The following is a 19,054-nucleotide window of genomic DNA, read 5'->3' on the forward strand; positions in this document are numbered from 1 at the left end:
TTATTGGTTTAAGTCATTGATTAGGCTTTAGAAAAAAAAATATTAAAATCTAGAACTTCATAATGTTTCTATTTCTTTCTTTCCAAAAACTCCACTTGCACATCCGAAAAAATAATTTTTAAATGTAGAGTTTAAGTTTTGCTCCAATAAGCAAGAATGAAAAAATTGACTGATTTTAAAGTTTTGGCAATACATTCCTAGCATCCTGTAGTCATCAGTATTTCCTAAAAATATTTTCCCAATCAAGGGAATTATGTATTTCAAATAAAACATGTAAAACCATTTGAGGACAAGAATCTTTGGTTCAGAAATTTCAATTAATGAAAATGAACCTCCTGGTTTTAGTATTCTCGAAATTTCTATTGCAAGCTTTTTTTGTTGATCCTTATCAAAGGTTTTTAAACCAAAAGTTGAAATAATAAAATCTGCTGAATCAGAAGGAATGTCATTCTTTAAGACATTTTTTTGCTCGATTCGTATTTTTTTGACTTTTAATCGCTTTAGATGTTCGCCAGCTTTTTTATTCATTTCATCTGAAATATCAACAGCGATAATGAGTCCTTCAGGCTTTAATCTTGTTTGAATATCGGTCCATGCTTCCCCCATTCCAGACATTAAATCATATCCATAAGCCGATTCTTTGATTTTTGGAAGCTGTTGAATGCATTGCTTTCTCCACCGAGAGGTAAACCCAAACGAAGTGATCAGGTTTGCAAAACCATAAGTTTTGGACATTCTATCAAACATTCCACTGACAAATTCCGGGTCATATAAATCATTAATTGACTTCCGCATCAATGATAATCCGAAAAACTCTCGTTTTCGAGTACGTTTTCTTTTCTGGAAAAAAGGTAAAAAGTAATCTCCTTTCTCAATTCAAACCCTAGCCTTTTGTAAACTTCAATTGCCCGGACATTATCAATCCGTGCATGTAGAAAAGGTGTTTTACCTTTTGAAAAAACCGATTCTGCCAAAAAATATGTGATCTGTCCAGCTAGTCCCAAACCTTGAAAATCAGGATGGGTACAAATCGCCGAAAGCTCGCAAAATTCTCCAACATGAAAACGCTCGCCTCCCATAGCTGCCAATCTCCCATCGATAAAAATCCCATGATAATTCCCAAAATTTATCGTTTTTGAAGTAAAGGGTCCCGGTTTGGTCAGGGCTGTCAAAGCCAGCATTTCAGGTACATGTGAATCGTTTAAAGGAACGATTTCAGCGCTTACTTTGCTTTTGGGTTTTGCTCCTAGTTGATGACAAACAAACTGTAAAACAGGAACAGTAAACAACAAGTCAAACTCTTCGATAAAGTCTATCTCAGCAGAAACAAGCAAAAACCAAAAACGATCATCAGGAGCATATTTCAAAATATGCTTTTGCTCGGTTGCACTCCAGTTTTTTAAACCTATAAAGGGAGCCATTTCTTTGTCAAAAAATGCACAGGATTCATTTCCCAGATTGAATTGGGAATCTACTTCTATGAGGGCGTTATGAATCGGATTGTCTAGGAGGGAGGTTATTGTCTGGGTTGGCATGCTCTAATTTAGGATTTTTGTTAAATACTAGACTAAAGATTAAGAACTTAATTGTGAGAGGCTTTTTTGGCAATTATTGTGAGTAAAAGAAATTTGAAAAAAGAGAAACTTCGAGCCGACTCTTACGTCTTAAATCCAGCTTATCCAGCCTAATGAAAATTTTCTATTCCATTTCCCTGCTTGTTATTTACCTTTTTACTTGGGTAAGTCTGCCTTTGGCGGGTATTGGTCAGGAAAAGTCGTTTAATACAAACTCCACATACTCGCTTCAAAAACAGGTTAAGCTTACCTCCAATAAGTACAATTTTAAAATTGCTGGAATCCACGAATTAGGAGTTAATCAATTGGATAATTCCTATTCCAGGGCGGCAAAGGATACCGGTTTCTACAAGATATTTTTTGAAATTCCATCCAGAAGGTCTTTTACTGAATTATTAAAACCAGTAGGAAATTCTGCATTTTTCAGCAAAGCGATTCTTGGAGCACTTACTGTTTCTCAGATTATTTTTCCTTTCCATTACTTCTGGTAATTAGATGCTGTATTTCAGTTTTTTTAGGCTAAAAATAATAGCTATTTATTAAAATCTTATCAGCATTTATCATGGAAGAAATAACCATTTCATTGATCGCATCAGCGATTATTGGGCTTTTTTGCGTGCCCTTTCTTTTGAACTCAATGAACCAAAAGAAAAAAAGCAAATCATTGATCAATACCTTAAAAACCAAAACCCAAACAGGGGGACTAACTAATGGGCAGTTTGAAACTTGGAGATCAAACTATTGCCTTGGACTGGATAAAGAAAGGAAAAAAGTTCTCTTTTTAGAAAAGGAGAATGGGCAGGATTTTATTCAGACAATTGATTTGGCACAAGTGAAAATCTGTAAAGCCTTGTTGGGTTATAGAAGTTTCAAAGGTGAAAAGTCTCAGCAGAAAATAATAGAAAAGGTTCAATTGGCTTTTATGCCAATAAATGATTCAAAGGCTTCTCAATTCCTTGAACTCTACACAGAATCCAAGCAAGATTACCTGGTTAATGAATGGGAAATTGCCCAAAAATGGGAAAGTGAGATCAATAAATTATTGAATTAAAAAAAGGGACTTCGGTCCCCTTTTTTTATAAGTACTGGTTTATTTTCTCATAGTATATTTTCAGTGTATTTTTTTACAATATCCGGAATTTGATTCCTCCATTGATGACGAATCCATCCACAGGGGCGTAAATATCCCTGAATTCAGGATTAGAAATACTGCCTGTATAAATGGTGTCAAACCGGGTTTGGCGGGTATCCAGAAAATTTTCAAAATTCAGGAATATGGAAAAAGATTCTCCAAATTTCTTCTCACTCATCAATCCCATAATCCAATAGGATTTTCCTTCCACCCCATCATTCAGTTGCTGAGGACTGAAATAATATGCTTCCAGACCGATCCAAAAATTCTCATGCTTTTCATACATCAACACATTGTTGATGCGGTGTTTTGCCACCAAAGGATAAGTTGATTTTATATCATTGTATTGTTGATGAACATCGGCAAGAGTATATCCTACAAACAGTTTGAAATCCTTGTAATTCCATTTCATGTTAAGCTCCAGACCTTTCGTCTCCAAGTTTCCTGTGGGCTGTTGAAATTCATAATTATTCCCTGTTGGAGTAAGTAAGAATGGGTTTTGAATGCTGGTATAAAATAAAAGGGTATTGGCTACCAAAGACAGTTCCTCTCCAAATGCGACTTTGTAATTGAGGTCTAGGTTCGCTCCAGATGATTTTTCTGCCTCAAAAAGGTCGGGATTTATAGGCGAAATATATTGGAAATGAATCCGCTCGGCATCTTCTGTAAATACGGTTGGGGATTTATATCCCAATCCGCCGCCAAGTCGAAATGTGAGTGCATCGGTAGGTTTGTACATGGCTGAGAGCTTCGGCAAGGGAAATACTCCATACTCTTTCTGATAATCCAGCCTGAATCCTGTTTCAAAAGTCCATTGCTCGGATGCATTCCATAGGTTTTGGACAAATGCTCCATAGGTGTTCAGATTGTAATCAAGAGGAGAGTTTTCATTTCCTTCTTTTTGGACGAATTGATCTGTCCATAAATTCAGTCCACCAATCCATTCTGATTGATTTCCTTTGCTGCTGATGTTCACTTCAGAGAAAGAAGAATATTGCTTTCCGGAAAACAGGAAATCAGGGATTTCTATGCTTCTGTCATAATAGCTGTAACTGTTTTTTACTTGAAATTGAGTTGCTTCATTTAGTTGAAGATCATAGTTCAGGCTAGTGGAAATACGATTCGTGGTATTTTTTTCAAAATAAGGGCTTGATACTTCCTCGCCTTGGATAAAATCTAAATTTCCTCCCAATCTATCCTCCTTCATTAAGTTCAACCCGAGGATTAAACTTGAATTGGGATGAATGTCCCAGAAAAGTTTTGGGTTGATGGTCCATCGGTCGAATTTTGGGATGGCAGTCAATCCGATATCTGCAGGGTCATAAGCAGTTCCTTTGTTGTAGGATGTGAAAATGGTTGTTCCTATTTTTCCTTTTTTTGCAGAGTAAAAGGCACTTGCGTCTAATCCCAAAGCGGAAGTTCCATTGAGCATTACGGATAATTCGGGTTCTTCTTGAGGGCTTTTGGAAATCAAATTAACCAATCCAGCGATGGCTCCTCCTCCATATAGGGTAGAGGAGGCTCCTTTGATTACTTCCACTTGAGCTAAGTCCATAGGTGCGATTTGCATCAGGCTCAACCCAGAAGAATACCCTGCATATAAGGGAAGCCCATCTCTCAATAGTTGGGTGTATTTTCCATCCAAACCTTGGATTCTAATGCTGGAGTTGTAACTCGTAGCGGAGGTCTGCTGAGTTTGAATTCCCGTACTTTCATTGAGAAGCATCCGGATATCTCCTGGTTTCATGTTTCCTTTTTCTGAGAGTTCCTCTCCTGCAATGATTTCTACCCTTGTCGGAACATCCTCTATGACTCTGGAACTCCGATTGGATTGAACAATCAGTTCTTCCATCTCTTCCTCAGAATGATCAAGAGAAAATTCCTCTGGCATCTCAGAATTGCTTACAGGAAAAGTCCTTTTGATTCGCAGGGTTTCATAGCCCAGATACCGAATTTCCAGGGTAAAAGTGCCATCTGGTACTTGCTCAAGGACTGCCAAACCATTTACATCAGAAACAGCTCCGAGAGATATTTCTTTTAACAAAACAGTAGCTCCAACCAAAGGATCTCCCGAGTCTTTGTCAATGATTATAGCTTGGTAGTCGGTTTGGGAATAGGCAAGGTGACAGATAAATAGGGAAATGCCTACTAATAAATATTTTAGCATGATTGATTGATCGAATGAAAACTAGATGAAAAAGCTCAATTTGAGCTAGGCCAAAAAAGAATCAGTTTTGCCCGGGGGCTTTACAAGTCTCATGCTATGTTGCTCCGAATGAGGCGCTTTCCAAAAAAGTATAGGTTCAGATTTAATTTCTTCGGAAACGGAAAGAAGAGGGAAAGAGAATTTCTCTGTAGAAAACCCTATACAGCTACCACAGGAATAAAATGGGGAACAAGGCAAATGGTCATCACAATCTTCCTCAGATCCTAAATCTGTTTCTTGGATAACTTCGGTATTATCACAGCTATTTTCCGCGCTACAACAAGGCATGCTTGTCAGCCAAAAAGAGAATAATGCCATGAAAACCGAGAATACTTTCATTCCTCAAATGTAAAAATCAATCAATAGATAAAAGAATCATAAGTCAATTAAAAAAGCCTCGTGATTTACGAAGCTTTAGAGTTATGAATTATGATTTTAATATCAGGAAAGCAATGGATCCGATATACTTTCTTCACCATTTTCGAGTCTTCCTGCAAAAGTGGTTTCATATCCTTCAGTTTTAACCGTGAAATCATACCATCCCTGAGAAGATTCAAAATCCAGTTCTTTGAGGATTGACTTTCCAGTTGCCAAAGGGATTGAATATTCTCCTTCTCGATAATTATTTTCTACGATTTGAATAGCAGAAGGTCCTAAGTGACTGGTCAATTTTAAGTTTACAGATCTACTGATAGAACCACCCATTTGCACAGGCCACAACTCAATGTCGAGAATTGATGAGGATGAGAATCCTTTGTATTCTCTGTAAAAGCCATTGGGTCCGTAGACTCTGAGGTGGACTTTTCCATCCTCAAAATCTGCCAATGGCCATGCATATTCCAACTTGTCCCCGGCTTTCACCGCAAACTGCCAAACTCTTGCCTCCTCCCATTTTTTGGAATCCATACTTCTGAATTTTCCAGGAGCGTATACCTGGAATGGTGCTCCCAAGGATTCTTCTCCAAATAATTCCTTGGATGCTTCAAAGCTGATTTGGAATGTCTTTTTATCATCTTTGAGCTTACCATTTACCCGAAGATCGTAATTCAGAGGATTAGAAGGTCTGCTACCTTTTTCCTGTACTGGAAGACTTCCTTCTTTTTGTAAACGAGCGGTACTCCAATTTTTCGCTTCAGAAGTAGGAATAGCCATAAAATTATCCGGCAAAGCTTTAAACTGGGCTTTATGGATTTGAGTCATAAACTCATTTCGGTTGATTGGCTTTAGCTTTTCCAAAGGTTCCCCATTGTATGGCCTAAAAGCAGAAGTTAAGTCCCCGGAAACCATTCGTCTCCACTCGGAAATATTCGGTTCCTCGACTTTTTTGCCAGTCTTTTTACTTAAGAAATTTTCTAAAAACTGAATGGTTGAAGTGATGTCTGTAACTTGAGAATTGACATATCCGCCTCGAGTCCAAGGAGATGCGACTATCAAAGGAACCCGATACCCTAATCCAACAGGGCTGGTTCTACAATCTTTTTCTTTAAATCCTTCCTTTTTTTCGTCCTCACTGTACACATATTCCCCATCTGTATCCACTCCTTTGGAAATTAATCCTTCGGCAGGATTTCTCGGGTCAGGAACGACAAATGGAGGTTGATGATCAAAATACCCGTCATTCTCATCATAGTTCAAGATGAAAATGCTTTTTTTCCAAACCTCTGGATTTTTTGTCAGGATATCCAAAACCTCAGAAACAAACCATGCACCATACCAAGGGGCACTCGGGTGATCGGAGAATTTCTGGGGAGCCACCAACCATGTCACAGCTGGTAAATTGCCTTCGTCCACATCTTTTCGGAACTGGTATAATATATCTCCTTTTGGAACTTCAACGCTTCTTTCTTCTCCGTCTTCTGAATAGTTTATTTTTTCGGTTTTTTGAAAATCCTTGTCCCCTGTGTTTCTGACAAAGGCCTTTCTGTGGATGCTTTTTTCAAATTCAGGAAGCTTTTCAAAATTATCAAGATGGTATTTAATCAGATGTTCAGTCACCATCTTCAGTTCTTCTCGCTTCTTTTCGATTTCTTTTAAATAACCATCTCCTGCACCCTCAGGCATTCCATTTTGATCGAATTCTGCCAACTCAGCTTCAATAACTGGTTTTTGCTTCTCTAAAAATTCATAATAGCCAGGACTGAAAAATACATGGTATTGAGAAAACCACTCTAAGTTGTTGTCCGAGAAATTTGCCAGCAAAGAAGAGTCTTGCACTAAAGAAGGAAGGTTGATTTCATTTTGATAGACTTTCCAAGAAATGCCTAATTGTTCTAACCTTTCCGGAAAAGTCGTCCACTGAGCTTCATTTTGGTAGTTGACTTCCCCATTTCTAACTTTCGCCTTTGCCCCTTTTTCGCCATGGGTTTTACCTGTCCAGAAATAACTTCTATTGGTAGTTGTCCCTGTCAAAGCAGCACAAAAGTGCTGGTCAAAAACAGTAAAGGCATCAGCCAATGCATAGTAAAAAGGGATGTCCTCTCTGGTATAATAGCCCATTGTCAATGGGACGTCTTTAAATTCTTCTCTTCCCGGTCTTTTGGCCTCAATCCATCCATTGTATTTGCCTTGGTTTCTGGCATCTACTTGGTTTTCCCAAGAATGGGGAATGTCACGCATCCAAGTGGCTTTCGTAGCTTGAATATCCAGTCGGAAAGGAGGGAAGTGGGTGCCTTGATTATCGGCCTGCATCCAAACCGGGAGGTTGCCAGGAATAGTTATAGCCCTTGGGTCATTATAGCCGCGTACTCCTCGGAGAGTTCCAAAACAATGATCAAAAGATCTGTTTTCTTACATCAGCATAATGACATGCTTCGCATTTTCGTACGTAGTACCCGGATCAGGACTAATGGCCATTGCCTTTTCAATAGAACTTGGTAATACCTGCCAGAGCCCAGCTGCTCCGGTTAAAAGTGCTGATTTTTTGAGAAATTCTCTCCTGGATTCATTCATATTTGAAAATTAACTTCTGCGAGGGATTTAGGCCAATATCCCCGGGTTAATTTTGCTTTAGTTTATTATTACCAAAAATAATCCGATGATTAAATAGACTCTCCATGTTGAGAAATATCCAGTCCGATTTCCTCGTATTCTTCTCTGACACGAAGCGTGACGAATTTGTTGAGGATAAAGAAAATCAGGTATCCCATACCAAAGGAGAAAATACATACGCCAATCAATACAACCATATGGGATGCAAACACTCCGATTCCTCCATGCAGTAGACTAGAACCTTCTTTCCCTGCAAAAATGGCCGTAAGGATCATCCCCATAATTCCTCCGATCCCATGGCAGGCAAAGACATCCAAAGTGTCGTCTATTTTCTTTAGGAATTTGGCATTCATAGCTAGGTTTGAAACAATTGCACCTACCGCTCCAAAAAAGAAGCTTTCCGGAACGGTGATATATCCAGCAGCAGGGGTGATAACTACCAAACCTACCACAGCTCCGATACAAGCCTGTAGAGCAGAAATTTTTCTTCCCTGAATTCTGTCAAATAAGACCCAAGTCATCATGGCTGTGGCGGAACTGATAGTCGTTGTAGCGAAGGCAAGTGCGGCAGTTCCATTCGCTCCGAATGAAGAACCAGCATTGAATCCAAACCAACCAAACCAAAGCATTCCGGTGCCAAGCAATACATAAGTAATGTTGGAAGGTTCGTGGTGAGGTTTATTCCTTTTGCCTAAGAATAAGGCTCCAGCTAATGAAGCCATCCCGGCACTGATATGTACGACTGTTCCTCCGGCAAAATCCAGAACGCCAAAGAAAGAGCCGATTAGTCCGTTCGGATGCCAAACCATATGGCAAAGTGGAGCATAAACGAAAAGGCAGAAAATGCCAATGAAGAATAGGTAGCCGATAAACCTTACTCGTTCCGCAAAAGATCCTGTGATGATGGCAGGGGTGATCACAGCAAATTTCATCTGAAATAAAGCAAAAAGGATAAAAGGAATGGTGGTTCCTAATGCTTTATGAGGCAATTCGGCCACTTGATCAAAGAATAAATATTGGAAGGGATTCCCAATGATTCCATAGGTATTTCCATCAATAGTAATTCCGATTGGGTCTCCAAAAGCAAGGCTAAAACCTACGACTACCCAGAGCATTGTTACGACACCTAAAGAAATGAAGCTTTGAAGCATGGTAGAAATCAGGTTTTTCTTACCTACCATTCCCCCATAAAACAAGGAAAGACCTGGCGTCATCAATAGTACCAGACAGGAAGCTGTGAGAAGCCAGGCGATGTCTGCAAATACCAAGTCATCTACTGTTCCGAAATTTTCTAAAACCGGACTGGCGTGTTTCCAAAATAAGCCCAGTACCGGTGCTGCAATTGTAATCAAGAAGGCAAGTTTCCACTTGAACTTCATACTCGTTTTATTCATGGTCCAAAAATAATGGATTTAATTTTTTATTCTGAATAATTTGCTGATTGCAGAATTAAAAATCATTATTTACTGAATCACCCCTATAAAGTAATGAAAAGAACCGAATGGTAATACGTTTATAATTAAGAGGTTATCTCTGATTTTAGTCTTTGATCACAAAGGATTAATTTTTTTAAGATCGAGATAAAATTCTTTTTACGGATTTCTGAAAAGGCTTTCTCTTGGATAAAAACCATTTATTGAAGCAGTAATTTTGAGGTCAGGAATTCCAGATTGGAAGAGATTTTTATAACATAAACACCTTTTTTCATACCCCTTCCAAACTCAAGTTGTTGTTGGTTCTGGCCAGCTTTCGTCTCAATAATGTGACTTTCCACCAGGCTTCCAGTGTCAATTTGGTATATGCCCAATTCCATTTGACCACCAAATTGAGATTCGAAGAGAATGTTCGTCTGTTCCTGAAAAGGATTTGGGAACACTTTTATTTCACGATTTTCTGAGAGGGTCAATTCCTTTTCATTTGAGAAACGGATGTTGTTAAGGTTGATCTCAATATCGCGTTGACTAGCCCCAGTAAAAGAAAGGATTACCAGGTCATTTAGATTTACTTTCTCTTTTAATTCCTTGGAACTAAAGTGATCCAATGGGATGCTATAAGCCTTGGATTCTTGTTGTAAATCAAACGTGTAGCTATAATGGGCATCGAAATTTTGGACCGAGGCTTTAACAAGTCGAATAGTTAATTTCCCAACCCCTGAAGCATTGAAATTCAAATAGGAATAATTGCTTAAATCTGCAGGGATGGCTCCTCCTTTGATGGTTTTGTAAACGGTAGCATATTCTGAACCTGAGGCAGCAAAGTCTACATTTCTGAATATTGGATATTCTCCAGCTTTGATTTCTGGGTTGTTAGCATTCTGGACTTGGTAGCGAATAAGTTGTCCTCCTTCTGGCAGGTAATGTGCCCAGATTCCATCACTTTGATAGAGATAATCAGTTTTATTTCCTTGATCCAATAAGTCAATAGCTACCTCTGCAAAATCCTGTACATCCAAGGTTAAGTTTGTAGAGCCAAGAGGATTCAAAGAAACTTCAAGGGTTTTAAGCTCAGTTGTTTCGGTATTTTCATTGATCTTGGAGGTGAGTTGGATTTTGGCAGAGTTTTGCAAAGTCCTGTTCCATATACTGAGATGTACTTTGCTGGGATCCGATAGGTCTCTTTCTGTTTTACTTACAAATAGAGCTGGATTGGTTTTGGAGACGGTCTGGTTTAGCCTTCCAAAAGATGTCAACTGAGAAAGTACGTTTTCGATCATGGCTTGAAGGAGTTTCCCATCAGCACTCCAAAACTGAAAATTATAAAAGCTTTCTTCTGTCCTATAATCCTCTAATAACCAAGCGGATTGTAAATGGAATTCGTCGGAGTTGGCATTCATTCCAACCGAAAAGGAAACCGCATATTCATTCAATCCTGATTCAGGTTTTAAGAGACTTCGGATTAAATTGAATTTACCTACCTGCACACTGTCTATGGAGAGTATCTCGGCACCTTTGAGCCTATCGCAAACATATTTGGAATGCTCGTAGACTTTGTTGGAAGTTTTTGTGGCAAAAAAAGTAGCAAGGTTGTTTCCTTGGGTTAAATAATCAACAGAGATTACTTCTTCAGCATTCGTTATATCCAATAATTCTGATGGACTGGTGATGTAACCTTTGTAATCTGATCCTAAAACTTGCTCATCAGGAATAAATGCAGAGAGCTGCATCCCATTGATTTTAGCTTTTTTGAAATTTTGGAGATTTTCTTTTTTACGATAGTCCAAAGGAATATTTCCATCGGTAAATCTTTCAAAGACTTGATTTACGACTGCAGTTCCCAAGCTTTTACTTTCCAATCCGCCGTCGCTTCCAGAACTGACACGTAGGTTGTCTTGATTGACTATGGATACCTCTGTGGAGGTACCAGAAGTCAGAGCATAGGTACAGGTACATAGTGGTAACCCGTCTTGAGGATCCGAAAATTCAATTGTGATTAAGCCAGCGGTAGGAAGGTTATTGTTGTAAAATGTGTATTGAACTTCATTTCCTGAAGGAATTCCTGGAGGGTTGAATGGGCTACCTGTGGAATTATTCCCAAATGCCCAGTCTAAATATTTGTCGCCTGCCGTGGTAGTAATCCAGTATTTAGTTACTACTGGTGGGAAAAGAATTGATTCTCCCCATCCAAAAGTGAAGTTGCCTTGACTAAATTTTGAAAGCGCACTTAGGTAATAAATGCTTGCCGGACTGATATTGGAAGCAAAAACAGTGACCTGTTGCCCATTTCCATTATTTCTTTTATAAATCTGTGGACATCTCTTATTATCGACTTCCTGACTGAATACATAATGACTGAAACAGACCAAAAATGTCCAGATGACAAGGAAGCGTAGGAGAGAAAGGATCTTTTTTACCATGATTTTGACAATTAATCAGATAGAATATGCCAATTCATTTGCCAAATTATAAGTAACTGAAAACCAGCTATTTAAATTTCTATTGATTCCGTATTTGGGAATAGGTGGTTTGATATTCCAGATTTTGGAAATTAAGCCTCAGATTTTTTAAATGTAAAGTACTTTTGAAGCAGGTAATTGAAAGTCAGAACAATTACAGTAGAGAAGATTTTAGCAAGGGTTGGTTCCATATTTAAAAACAGAATCAATCCCTTTAAAATCAGGTAATCACTGCCTAAACCTTGTCCCACGACCAACATGTATTTCAGGAGTTGTTTGCCTGTTTTTTTGGTTCCAGTGGCCGCATTTCGGAATGCAAAATTCTTACTGAGCCAGAACCCTGTTGGTATGGTTGCAAAGAATGCAACTAGTAAAGCCACTGTATAAGATGCTATTGAATATCCTGAAAAGATCCAGCCTTCTTTAGGAAGGATAAATTCGTATAGGATGGCAAACAAGAAGATGTTTAAAGCAGTGTTGATCGCTCCAACAGCTAGGTATGCATAGATATCAAAGGCCAACCATTTTCTGAAGATGGGGTAGAAAAGCTGTAAGAAGCCTTCAATCCCTCGGTTCAATCGTAAGATCATGATTAATTGGTGATAAGTTGGTTGATATGACTTAAATACCATTGAGCAAGCTCACTCATAGGGAGACCTTTGGCAGCTTTGTAGTTCTGATCCTCGATCTTCTTTCTTTCTTCAGGGTTTTCTACCAAAAAGGAAACCGCATTGGCCAAGCTTTCGGCATTGTCTGTTTCGAAGTAAGCTCCACCATAGCCTTCTTCCTCTACCACTCGCTCCAAGTCATCTATTTTCGGCAAAATGCAAGCTCTTCCATAGCTTCCCGCCTGATGCAAAATCCCTGAACTCCCGGTAGTCGTGGTGTAAGGGAAAATCACAAAAGAACTGTCCCAGAAGATTTGAGATACTTTTTCCTCAGGGATATAGCCTGTGTACTCCACATTTGGCAAGTGAGCATATTTGCTTTTTAAGCTATCGATGTATCCTTTTACATTCGGATTATCTGTCCCTGCCACGGTAGAGGTGAATTTCAGGTGAGGGTATTTTTCCTGCAAAATTTCCATCGCATCAATCATCACTTCAGCTTTCTTGTAGGTACCGAATTTTCCAAATGCCATCAGATTGATTTCCTTGGAATCCTCAGGGACATAATTCCGCTCAGGAAGCTCAAAATTGCCGTGAGGAAGCAGAATCACGTTATTCGCTTTGTATTTGTCTTTTAGGATTGTGACATACTGGGAAATGGTCACTCCCACTAAATCCGATTTCAAAATGAATTTGGTCAATTGCTCACCGATCCATAAGAAAAGCTTTCCCTTAAATTTGCTATTTGCCATACCAATCGTCTCCAGATTCACTGTTTCGGTGATGTTATGAAGAATGGTCACGGAAGGGATGCCGAGCATTTTGCACATCCAAGGAGTCAAGAGTCCCAAAGCTGCAGGGATTTTACCAGCTCCAAACGTCATGAACTGGAGATTTAAAATCACAGCATCTGGCTGCAGTTCTTTCAGTTTTTTGCGAAGGTTTAATACTGTAAACCAACTGTCGAAATCCCAGCAAGGAATGATTTCTAAACCTTCAGTGGCATAGCGAGAATAGTCAGAGTTATCTTCTAGGTTATTGGTGAGAATGTAGATTTTCTCGATTCCGTTTTTGCCCAAAAAGCTTCTGGTTAAATGGTATCCGTACTCGTTTAAAGTTACCTGACTTGGAGGGTAGGGAGTGATAAATGCTAATTTCATGATTGTATTTTTTTAAATTTTTTAGTCTATAAATCGGATGGCATCCAGTCTCCAATTGTCGCCTTGGAATAAAAGGCTCAAAGCAATTTTGGAGGTTTGAGTCTCTGTCGAGCCATCAGGAAATGTTAAGTTGAATTCGGCTCTTTGGTCCAGAATATTGCAAGAGAGTCCATCTCTAGACCAAGTTTGTACTTGAATTGAGTGACTTACATCTTTTCTTTGGATAGAGCCTGAGGCACCTTCTTGGTAGTTTTTTGCAAGATGTAGGTAGAATCGCTCAGTAAATCTTTCCTTGCTTGGTTTTGGATTGGGATACTGATAAAGCTGATTTAAATGTGCCCAGATCGCAGCATAGTCCTTTTTTAATTTCTCCAATTGCTCTTCCGTAGGCACCTGAGTAGAAACCACCTCTAGCTCAATAATTGGATTGGAGTTGGCTGCCAAAGAATCATAGCGGAGAAAATAAGGGATGTCATCATTCTTTTCCTGTAACCTGGCCATAGAGGCAAGAAGGATTCCCACTATCATCAAAAAGCCTAAGAATATCCATCTAGTCATGATTACTTGAGAGTTAAAGTTTGAGATGTGATATGGGCAATTCTTGCAGTGATACTGGTATTTTTGACCTCCGAAACCGGAAGAGTGAACTGACTATAAGCATCTTGCACGACTGCTTCTATTAGTTTCTTTTCTCCTGCTTTTTCCATGGAGAAAAGGACTAGCGTGCCATTGGAAACTGTGTTTTCAAATTGATCCAGTAGAGGGCCAGCCTTAATAGTTACAGTTTGGTTTATCGGATCTGTGGAATAGGTCAAAGGAATAGTTTTTACTGTTCCCGGATCCACATAAAAGCTGGAAACTGCAGTGCCGGTAATGCCTTTGAAGGTGCCCGTTTTCGGAGCCAATTCCAGGTAGTTTTCTAGGAAATACTTACCATTTTCCAATTCTGTCAAATTCCCGAATTCGTCAAAAGCATACAGAATTTGTTGCTGAACCATGGATGAATCTGTGTTAACAGTCTTAGGGCTTCTCAAGTCTTCTAGTTGAATTTTGGAATCTGGGTTTTTTAGATAAATCGGGAAATTAAACTGCTGCTCTCCTGCCTGAAGTGTGATAAAAGCCGGACCTTCGATAACTCCTTCTTTTGAAGTTAGAGTAATGGTTAACTGGTTATTTTGCTGAGTCAATTCAGGATTGATCAATTGAACAGAAGTTTGAATCCAAGCAGTCCAGTTTTTACCCTCAACTTCAAAGGTCAAACTGTCTTGATTGACCACAAAGAAGGAGGCGGAGTTTATGAATTTTGGTTGGCTGACTGGTTCTTGTTGACAAGCGAAAAGAACCAAAACCAAGAAGAGGAAATAAGATGTTCTTTTCATTGTAAATAGATTTCTTGTGACAAAAAGCAATGCGGTAAGAAGCTGATGCTTTCTTTGGATGTTGGTTGGTTTTCAAGCAATTGACGCTCTTGACCATTTATTTTTAACTGAATTGGGATCTGGTTTAAGACTTTCGATTTACCTGCGATTTTTTGGAAAGGAATCTCAAAAGTTGCTTCCAGACCGCTTCTGATAGATTTTGGATAAGTCCAAAGGTCTACTTGGATAATTTTTCCATCTGAATCCTTTTCTGAAATCAAGACTCCGGGAATAGTGATTTCATTTGTAAATGGATTTTTCATAGCCGCTTCGAAAAGGGAAGTTTGAGAGCCTTCTGACAGAACTTTATAAGTAAGTTCTCCTCCTCTGATATAGCCTCGCTCGCTAATGTCAGTTTCCAATTCCAATGAAATGGATTTGATTTTTGCGTCTCCTTTTAGTGCTTGAATTCCCAAAGGGATTTCAAACCAAGTGGAAGCTTTTGGAGCTAGGTTGTAATGGATTTTTCGTTGTGGGAAAAAGCTAACCGTGCTGTCATTTTCATAAGTGACAATAGCTTTCAAAGCAAGTGTAATCGGAATGTTATCTGCATTGATTAATTCTCCGGTCAGGTTCAATTCTTCGCCTACCTGAACCAGGTTGGCTTGATAAAAACCTGCAAATGGTTTTTTGATCCGATCGTCTTTTACCGTTGGGAAGCTGCTGACTACTCGTTTCCCCATTTTCTTGAAAAGGGTATAAGTGTAAGTGATAACCTGCTCCTCAGGGATTTCGAGTTCAAACTGTGGAGGAAGGATAAACCATTTGTTTTCGATCTTTTCTAAGTTCATTTCTTCCTCCTTTTCTCTTGGCCCCAATGATGTTCTCCACGTGCTGTGAATTCTCATTTTTGCCGAATTCTCTTTCAACTCCAAAGTGTCGATCTCTAAATGATCCAGTTTCGCAAAAGAAGGCAGAAGACCTCCGTCACTTACTGATTTCTCAAGTAGGTATTGATCCAAACTGTAGGCAGGTCCAGGTTTGAAAAACTGGAATGCGTCCTCAAATCGCTGGAAATCCAAATGGTTGAAATGAGAATAAATGGTAGTTGCTGGATCTTTTTGCTCATCGATCAACAGCAATTCGTAGATCTGGTAGATCAAAAAGCTGCTGAAAAGGATAAATGGAATCCATGCAGAAGTATGAATTATCGTTTTTGGATAGTTAGAAACTTCCTCCTCTGAGATCAATTCTTTTTGGGTTTTCTTGAAGTAGAATAAGTAAATCAAGGTCATGCCCATTGCCACCATCAGCGTACTGACTGGCAATATTCCCCAAAGCTTTTTAAGCATTGGATTTAGCTCAGTTGGTTTGATGGGTTGAATAGTGGAAATATTTCCCTTTTCCCAAACCATGATTCCGTTTTCCAATCGGATAGTTCGATTCCATCCGGAATAAAACAGCAGTGGATCATAGTAGCGGTCGTTGCTGAACACATATTTGAGTTGGTATTTTTCTGCCAGGGTAAGGAAATCATTCAAAGAAGCCATACCATCTTCCATCAAGTATTTCGCATTTTCCAATCGCTCTACAGCTCTGGAGGTCATTTCAGGAAGTCTTCTTGCTGAGTGGTAATTGCCATCGATTGTCGCTGCCAAGGTATTGGAAGAAAGCCAGGCCATCTGATCTCCAAAACCTAAAGTCAGGTATCTCCAACGCATGTGGTCATCTCTGTTCAAGAAGTTGATGATAGGCTCGATTTCAACCGCTTTAGGCTGCAAAGGACGGAAACTTGCCAAGTGAAAGATGTAAATGATAAAGAGCAAGTAGGAGAATCCGCTCAATCCGGAAATCAGGAAATGGGAAGTTTCTCCATATTTTTCAGTCCAATAATTTTTAATGGATCCTCCGATGAAGGAAACCAAGAAATGGCTGATATAAGGAATCGCTATGATGGATGCCCAGAATCCGAATCGGTCGAGAGTCAGGATATTGAAGGCATTTTCTCCCAAAAGCATTTTCGGCAAAGGAGTGGTGCCACCGCTACCCAAAAGCAAACAGGTGAAGAATGAAACTGCCCAGCCCAAATGCCTTTTCTTCTTAGTGATCAAGAAAGAAATTGCAGGTAATAACGCGAAGATTAGCAAAAGGGGAATGATGTAAAATACCAATCCAGAGCTGGTTTCCTCCAGGAAATTGTCTCTTGATCCATGAGGAATAGAAACCTGTGTAATTGGATCTGTGCGGCTCCAATACCAGTAAGGAAAGATCAGCGAAATAGCCAAGAAGATGGTGGAGAACCCAAAAAGCAGGATTTCCTTCTTTTTCTTCCAAGCTAGGATGATTAGCCCGGCAAGGAATCTTCCAAATAGATTCTTTTTACCTAATTCAGGATTGCCATCTACTAAAGCCATCAGCATAGCTGGAGCAATAAAGAAGACCATTCCGAAAATGGCGGTAACATGATGAGAACTTACAGTTACGGCAATAAATGCAAGCGCCATGATCAAATACCTCCAGTCTGAAGTTTTGATGTATTGGTATAAGAATGGAAGTGCATTCAGCAAAAAGGCAAGACCTGTAAGGGTTGGAACTTGCCCGTAAACGTGAAGAGTTTCTACCAAGGAGCTCAATACTACCGCCAAGATTGCAGCTACTCCCGCAGTTTGCTTGGAGTAAAACATCTTGGTAAATCGATATACTCCTAAAATCAGCGCTTCGAATACTGTGATGGCATAGATGGCAAAAGCGATTTTAAGCGGGAAGATTTTACTGATCAGCGCAATCAACTGGTGAACCAAAGGAGGGTAGCTGATGGTCAGAAAACCAGTGTACCAGCGGTATTCCCAAGGCTCAAACCAGAATCTGGAATAATGATCCGCAAAAAACATATGCACATAGGCATCATAAGTTTGCGGCAAAGTGAAATACACAATGATGCCATGAGTCAGGAGCCCTAGGGATAAGGCTACCAAAAGAAGCCTTTTCCCTAGAAATTCACTCCAAAGCATGTGATCTTGATTTTTCACTTTTTTAATTCGGTTTGATTAGATGTATAAAACTCCTTTGACTTCTTTCACCTTAGCGACATATTCTTTGATCTGCTGCTCGTTTTCTTTTTTGCAGATCAAAAGCGCTTCCGGCGTATTCACAATGATCAGATCTTCCAATCCTCCAATGACCATCAGCTTCTGTTCGTTGGAGTGAACCAAGCAACCTTTGCTGTCTACCAGAATGGCGCTTTTGCTATTGCTGGCGTTCATTTCTTCGTCTTTTTGGAAATTGTCATAAGCGCTGTTCCAAGTGCCTAGATCATTCCAGGTGAAATCAGAAGGGATCAAAAACACATTGTTTGCTTTTTCCATGATGGCATAGTCGATGGAAGTGGAAGGACATTTCTCATAAATTTCAAGGATTGCCTCAGATTCATCTGAAGTATTCAGTTCGGCATTTTTCTCTTGAAATAAATCATACATGAATTTGAAGTGCTCCCAAAATGCACCCACGATATCCTCTGCTTTCCAGATGAAGATCCCTGAGTTCCATAAGTAATTGCCTTCTGAAAGGAATTCCTTGGCTGTGGCTAAATCAGGTTTTTCTGTGAATCTGTTGACTTTGAAAACTCCAGAATTGCTCTTTTCTTGATCATATTGGATATAGCCATAGCCAGTGTTAGGGTGATTTGGTTTGATACCGAGTGTCACAAATGCATAATGATTGGCAGTGTATTCCAAGGCTTTTTTGCAGGTGTCTGTAAACAATTCCAGATCTCCGATCAGGTGATCGCTAGGAGCCACAATCATGTTGGCATTTGGATTCATTTTCTTCAGTTTGAAGGAAATGTAAGCCACACAGGCAGCCGTATTTTTTCTTTCTGGTTCCGCTACAATATTGGCTTCTGGCAACTGAGGAAGTTGAGCTTTTACGATTTCAACATACTCGGATGAGGTAACCACAAAAATGTTTTCTTCAGGGATGAAAGTAGAGAAGCGATCATAAGTAGATTGGATCAAGGTTCTGCCAGTATTCAAAATATCCAAAAACTGCTTTGGATAGCTGGTTTTACTCATTGGCCAGAATCTGCTTCCGACTCCTCCTGCCATGATGGCTACGTAGTTATTTTGATTTTTCATAGG

Annotated in this window: 15 protein-coding genes and 1 pseudogene; 2 read left to right on the forward strand and 14 right to left on the reverse strand. The window is 39.4% G+C overall.

What is annotated here, in order from left to right:
- Positions 1 to 57: 57 nt before the first annotated feature.
- Entirely contained in the window at positions 58 to 795 is a 738-nt protein-coding gene (locus J0A69_RS07705; protein WP_206585990.1) for a class I SAM-dependent methyltransferase, read from the reverse strand.
- Positions 795 to 1,535 (reverse strand): GNAT family N-acetyltransferase, encoded by a 741-nt coding sequence (locus tag J0A69_RS07710; RefSeq protein ID WP_206585991.1) that lies wholly within the window; start codon positions 1,533 to 1,535, stop codon positions 795 to 797. The genes J0A69_RS07705 and J0A69_RS07710 overlap by 1 nt, the downstream gene beginning before the upstream one ends.
- A 152-nt stretch (positions 1,536 to 1,687) precedes the next feature.
- Between J0A69_RS07710 and J0A69_RS07715 the strand changes: the two genes are divergently transcribed.
- Positions 1,688 to 2,065, forward strand: a complete 378-nt coding sequence (locus tag J0A69_RS07715; RefSeq protein WP_206585992.1) for a hypothetical protein — start codon at positions 1,688 to 1,690, stop codon at positions 2,063 to 2,065.
- 71 nt (positions 2,066 to 2,136) lie between these two features.
- The gene (locus J0A69_RS07720) at positions 2,137 to 2,625 is read left to right on the forward strand and encodes a hypothetical protein (protein WP_206585993.1); all 489 of its coding nucleotides are present in this window, start codon (positions 2,137 to 2,139) and stop codon (positions 2,623 to 2,625) included.
- A gap of 73 nt (positions 2,626 to 2,698) precedes the next feature.
- Here the strand turns inward: J0A69_RS07720 and J0A69_RS07725 are convergent, their stop codons facing one another.
- The 12 genes and pseudogenes from J0A69_RS07725 to J0A69_RS07770 all read right to left on the reverse strand — a co-directional run bounded on the left by J0A69_RS07725 (position 2,699) and on the right by J0A69_RS07770 (position 19,051).
- Entirely contained in the window at positions 2,699 to 4,873 is a 2,175-nt protein-coding gene (locus tag J0A69_RS07725; RefSeq protein WP_206585994.1) for a TonB-dependent receptor, read from the reverse strand.
- 45 nt (positions 4,874 to 4,918) lie between these two features.
- The gene (locus tag J0A69_RS22770) at positions 4,919 to 5,251 is read right to left on the reverse strand and encodes a DUF6660 family protein (protein WP_394369873.1); all 333 of its coding nucleotides are present in this window, start codon (positions 5,249 to 5,251) and stop codon (positions 4,919 to 4,921) included.
- 102 nt (positions 5,252 to 5,353) lie between these two features.
- Positions 5,354 to 7,687 (reverse strand): annotated as a pseudogene (locus tag J0A69_RS07730) (phosphocholine-specific phospholipase C); the annotation flags it as partial.
- A 12-nt stretch (positions 7,688 to 7,699) separates the two neighbouring features.
- Positions 7,700 to 7,861 (reverse strand): twin-arginine translocation signal domain-containing protein, encoded by a 162-nt coding sequence (locus J0A69_RS22710; protein WP_317194850.1) that lies wholly within the window; start codon positions 7,859 to 7,861, stop codon positions 7,700 to 7,702.
- A gap of 89 nt (positions 7,862 to 7,950) precedes the next feature.
- Positions 7,951 to 9,294 carry an ammonium transporter gene (locus J0A69_RS07735; RefSeq protein WP_236032730.1) on the reverse strand — a complete coding sequence of 448 codons (1,344 nt, stop codon included), beginning with the start codon at positions 9,292 to 9,294 and terminating at the stop codon, positions 7,951 to 7,953.
- 239 nt (positions 9,295 to 9,533) lie between these two features.
- On the reverse strand, positions 9,534 to 11,753 hold the full coding sequence (locus J0A69_RS07740) for a T9SS type A sorting domain-containing protein (protein ID WP_206585995.1): 2,220 nt from the start codon (positions 11,751 to 11,753) through the stop codon (positions 9,534 to 9,536).
- Positions 11,754 to 11,884: 131 nt separating this feature from the next.
- The gene (locus J0A69_RS07745; protein WP_206585996.1) at positions 11,885 to 12,382 is read right to left on the reverse strand and encodes a GtrA family protein; all 498 of its coding nucleotides are present in this window, start codon (positions 12,380 to 12,382) and stop codon (positions 11,885 to 11,887) included.
- Between the two features lie 2 nt (positions 12,383 to 12,384).
- Positions 12,385 to 13,560, reverse strand: a complete 1,176-nt coding sequence (locus tag J0A69_RS07750; RefSeq protein WP_206585997.1) for a glycosyltransferase — start codon at positions 13,558 to 13,560, stop codon at positions 12,385 to 12,387.
- Positions 13,561 to 13,581: 21 nt separating this feature from the next.
- The gene (locus J0A69_RS07755; protein WP_206585998.1) at positions 13,582 to 14,118 is read right to left on the reverse strand and encodes a hypothetical protein; all 537 of its coding nucleotides are present in this window, start codon (positions 14,116 to 14,118) and stop codon (positions 13,582 to 13,584) included.
- Between the two features lie 2 nt (positions 14,119 to 14,120).
- Positions 14,121 to 14,939, reverse strand: coding sequence for a hypothetical protein (locus J0A69_RS07760; RefSeq protein WP_206585999.1), 819 nt, complete (start codon positions 14,937 to 14,939; stop codon positions 14,121 to 14,123).
- Positions 14,936 to 17,947 (reverse strand): hypothetical protein, encoded by a 3,012-nt coding sequence (locus J0A69_RS07765; RefSeq protein ID WP_206586000.1) that lies wholly within the window; start codon positions 17,945 to 17,947, stop codon positions 14,936 to 14,938. Before J0A69_RS07765 ends, J0A69_RS07760 begins: the two co-directional genes overlap by 4 nt.
- An 18-nt stretch (positions 17,948 to 17,965) precedes the next feature.
- The gene (locus J0A69_RS07770; protein WP_206586001.1) at positions 17,966 to 19,051 is read right to left on the reverse strand and encodes a mannose-1-phosphate guanylyltransferase; all 1,086 of its coding nucleotides are present in this window, start codon (positions 19,049 to 19,051) and stop codon (positions 17,966 to 17,968) included.
- Positions 19,052 to 19,054 lie beyond the last annotated feature (3 nt).

The organism is Algoriphagus pacificus (assembly GCF_017254845.1).
Taxonomy (GTDB): domain Bacteria; phylum Bacteroidota; class Bacteroidia; order Cytophagales; family Cyclobacteriaceae; genus Algoriphagus; species Algoriphagus pacificus.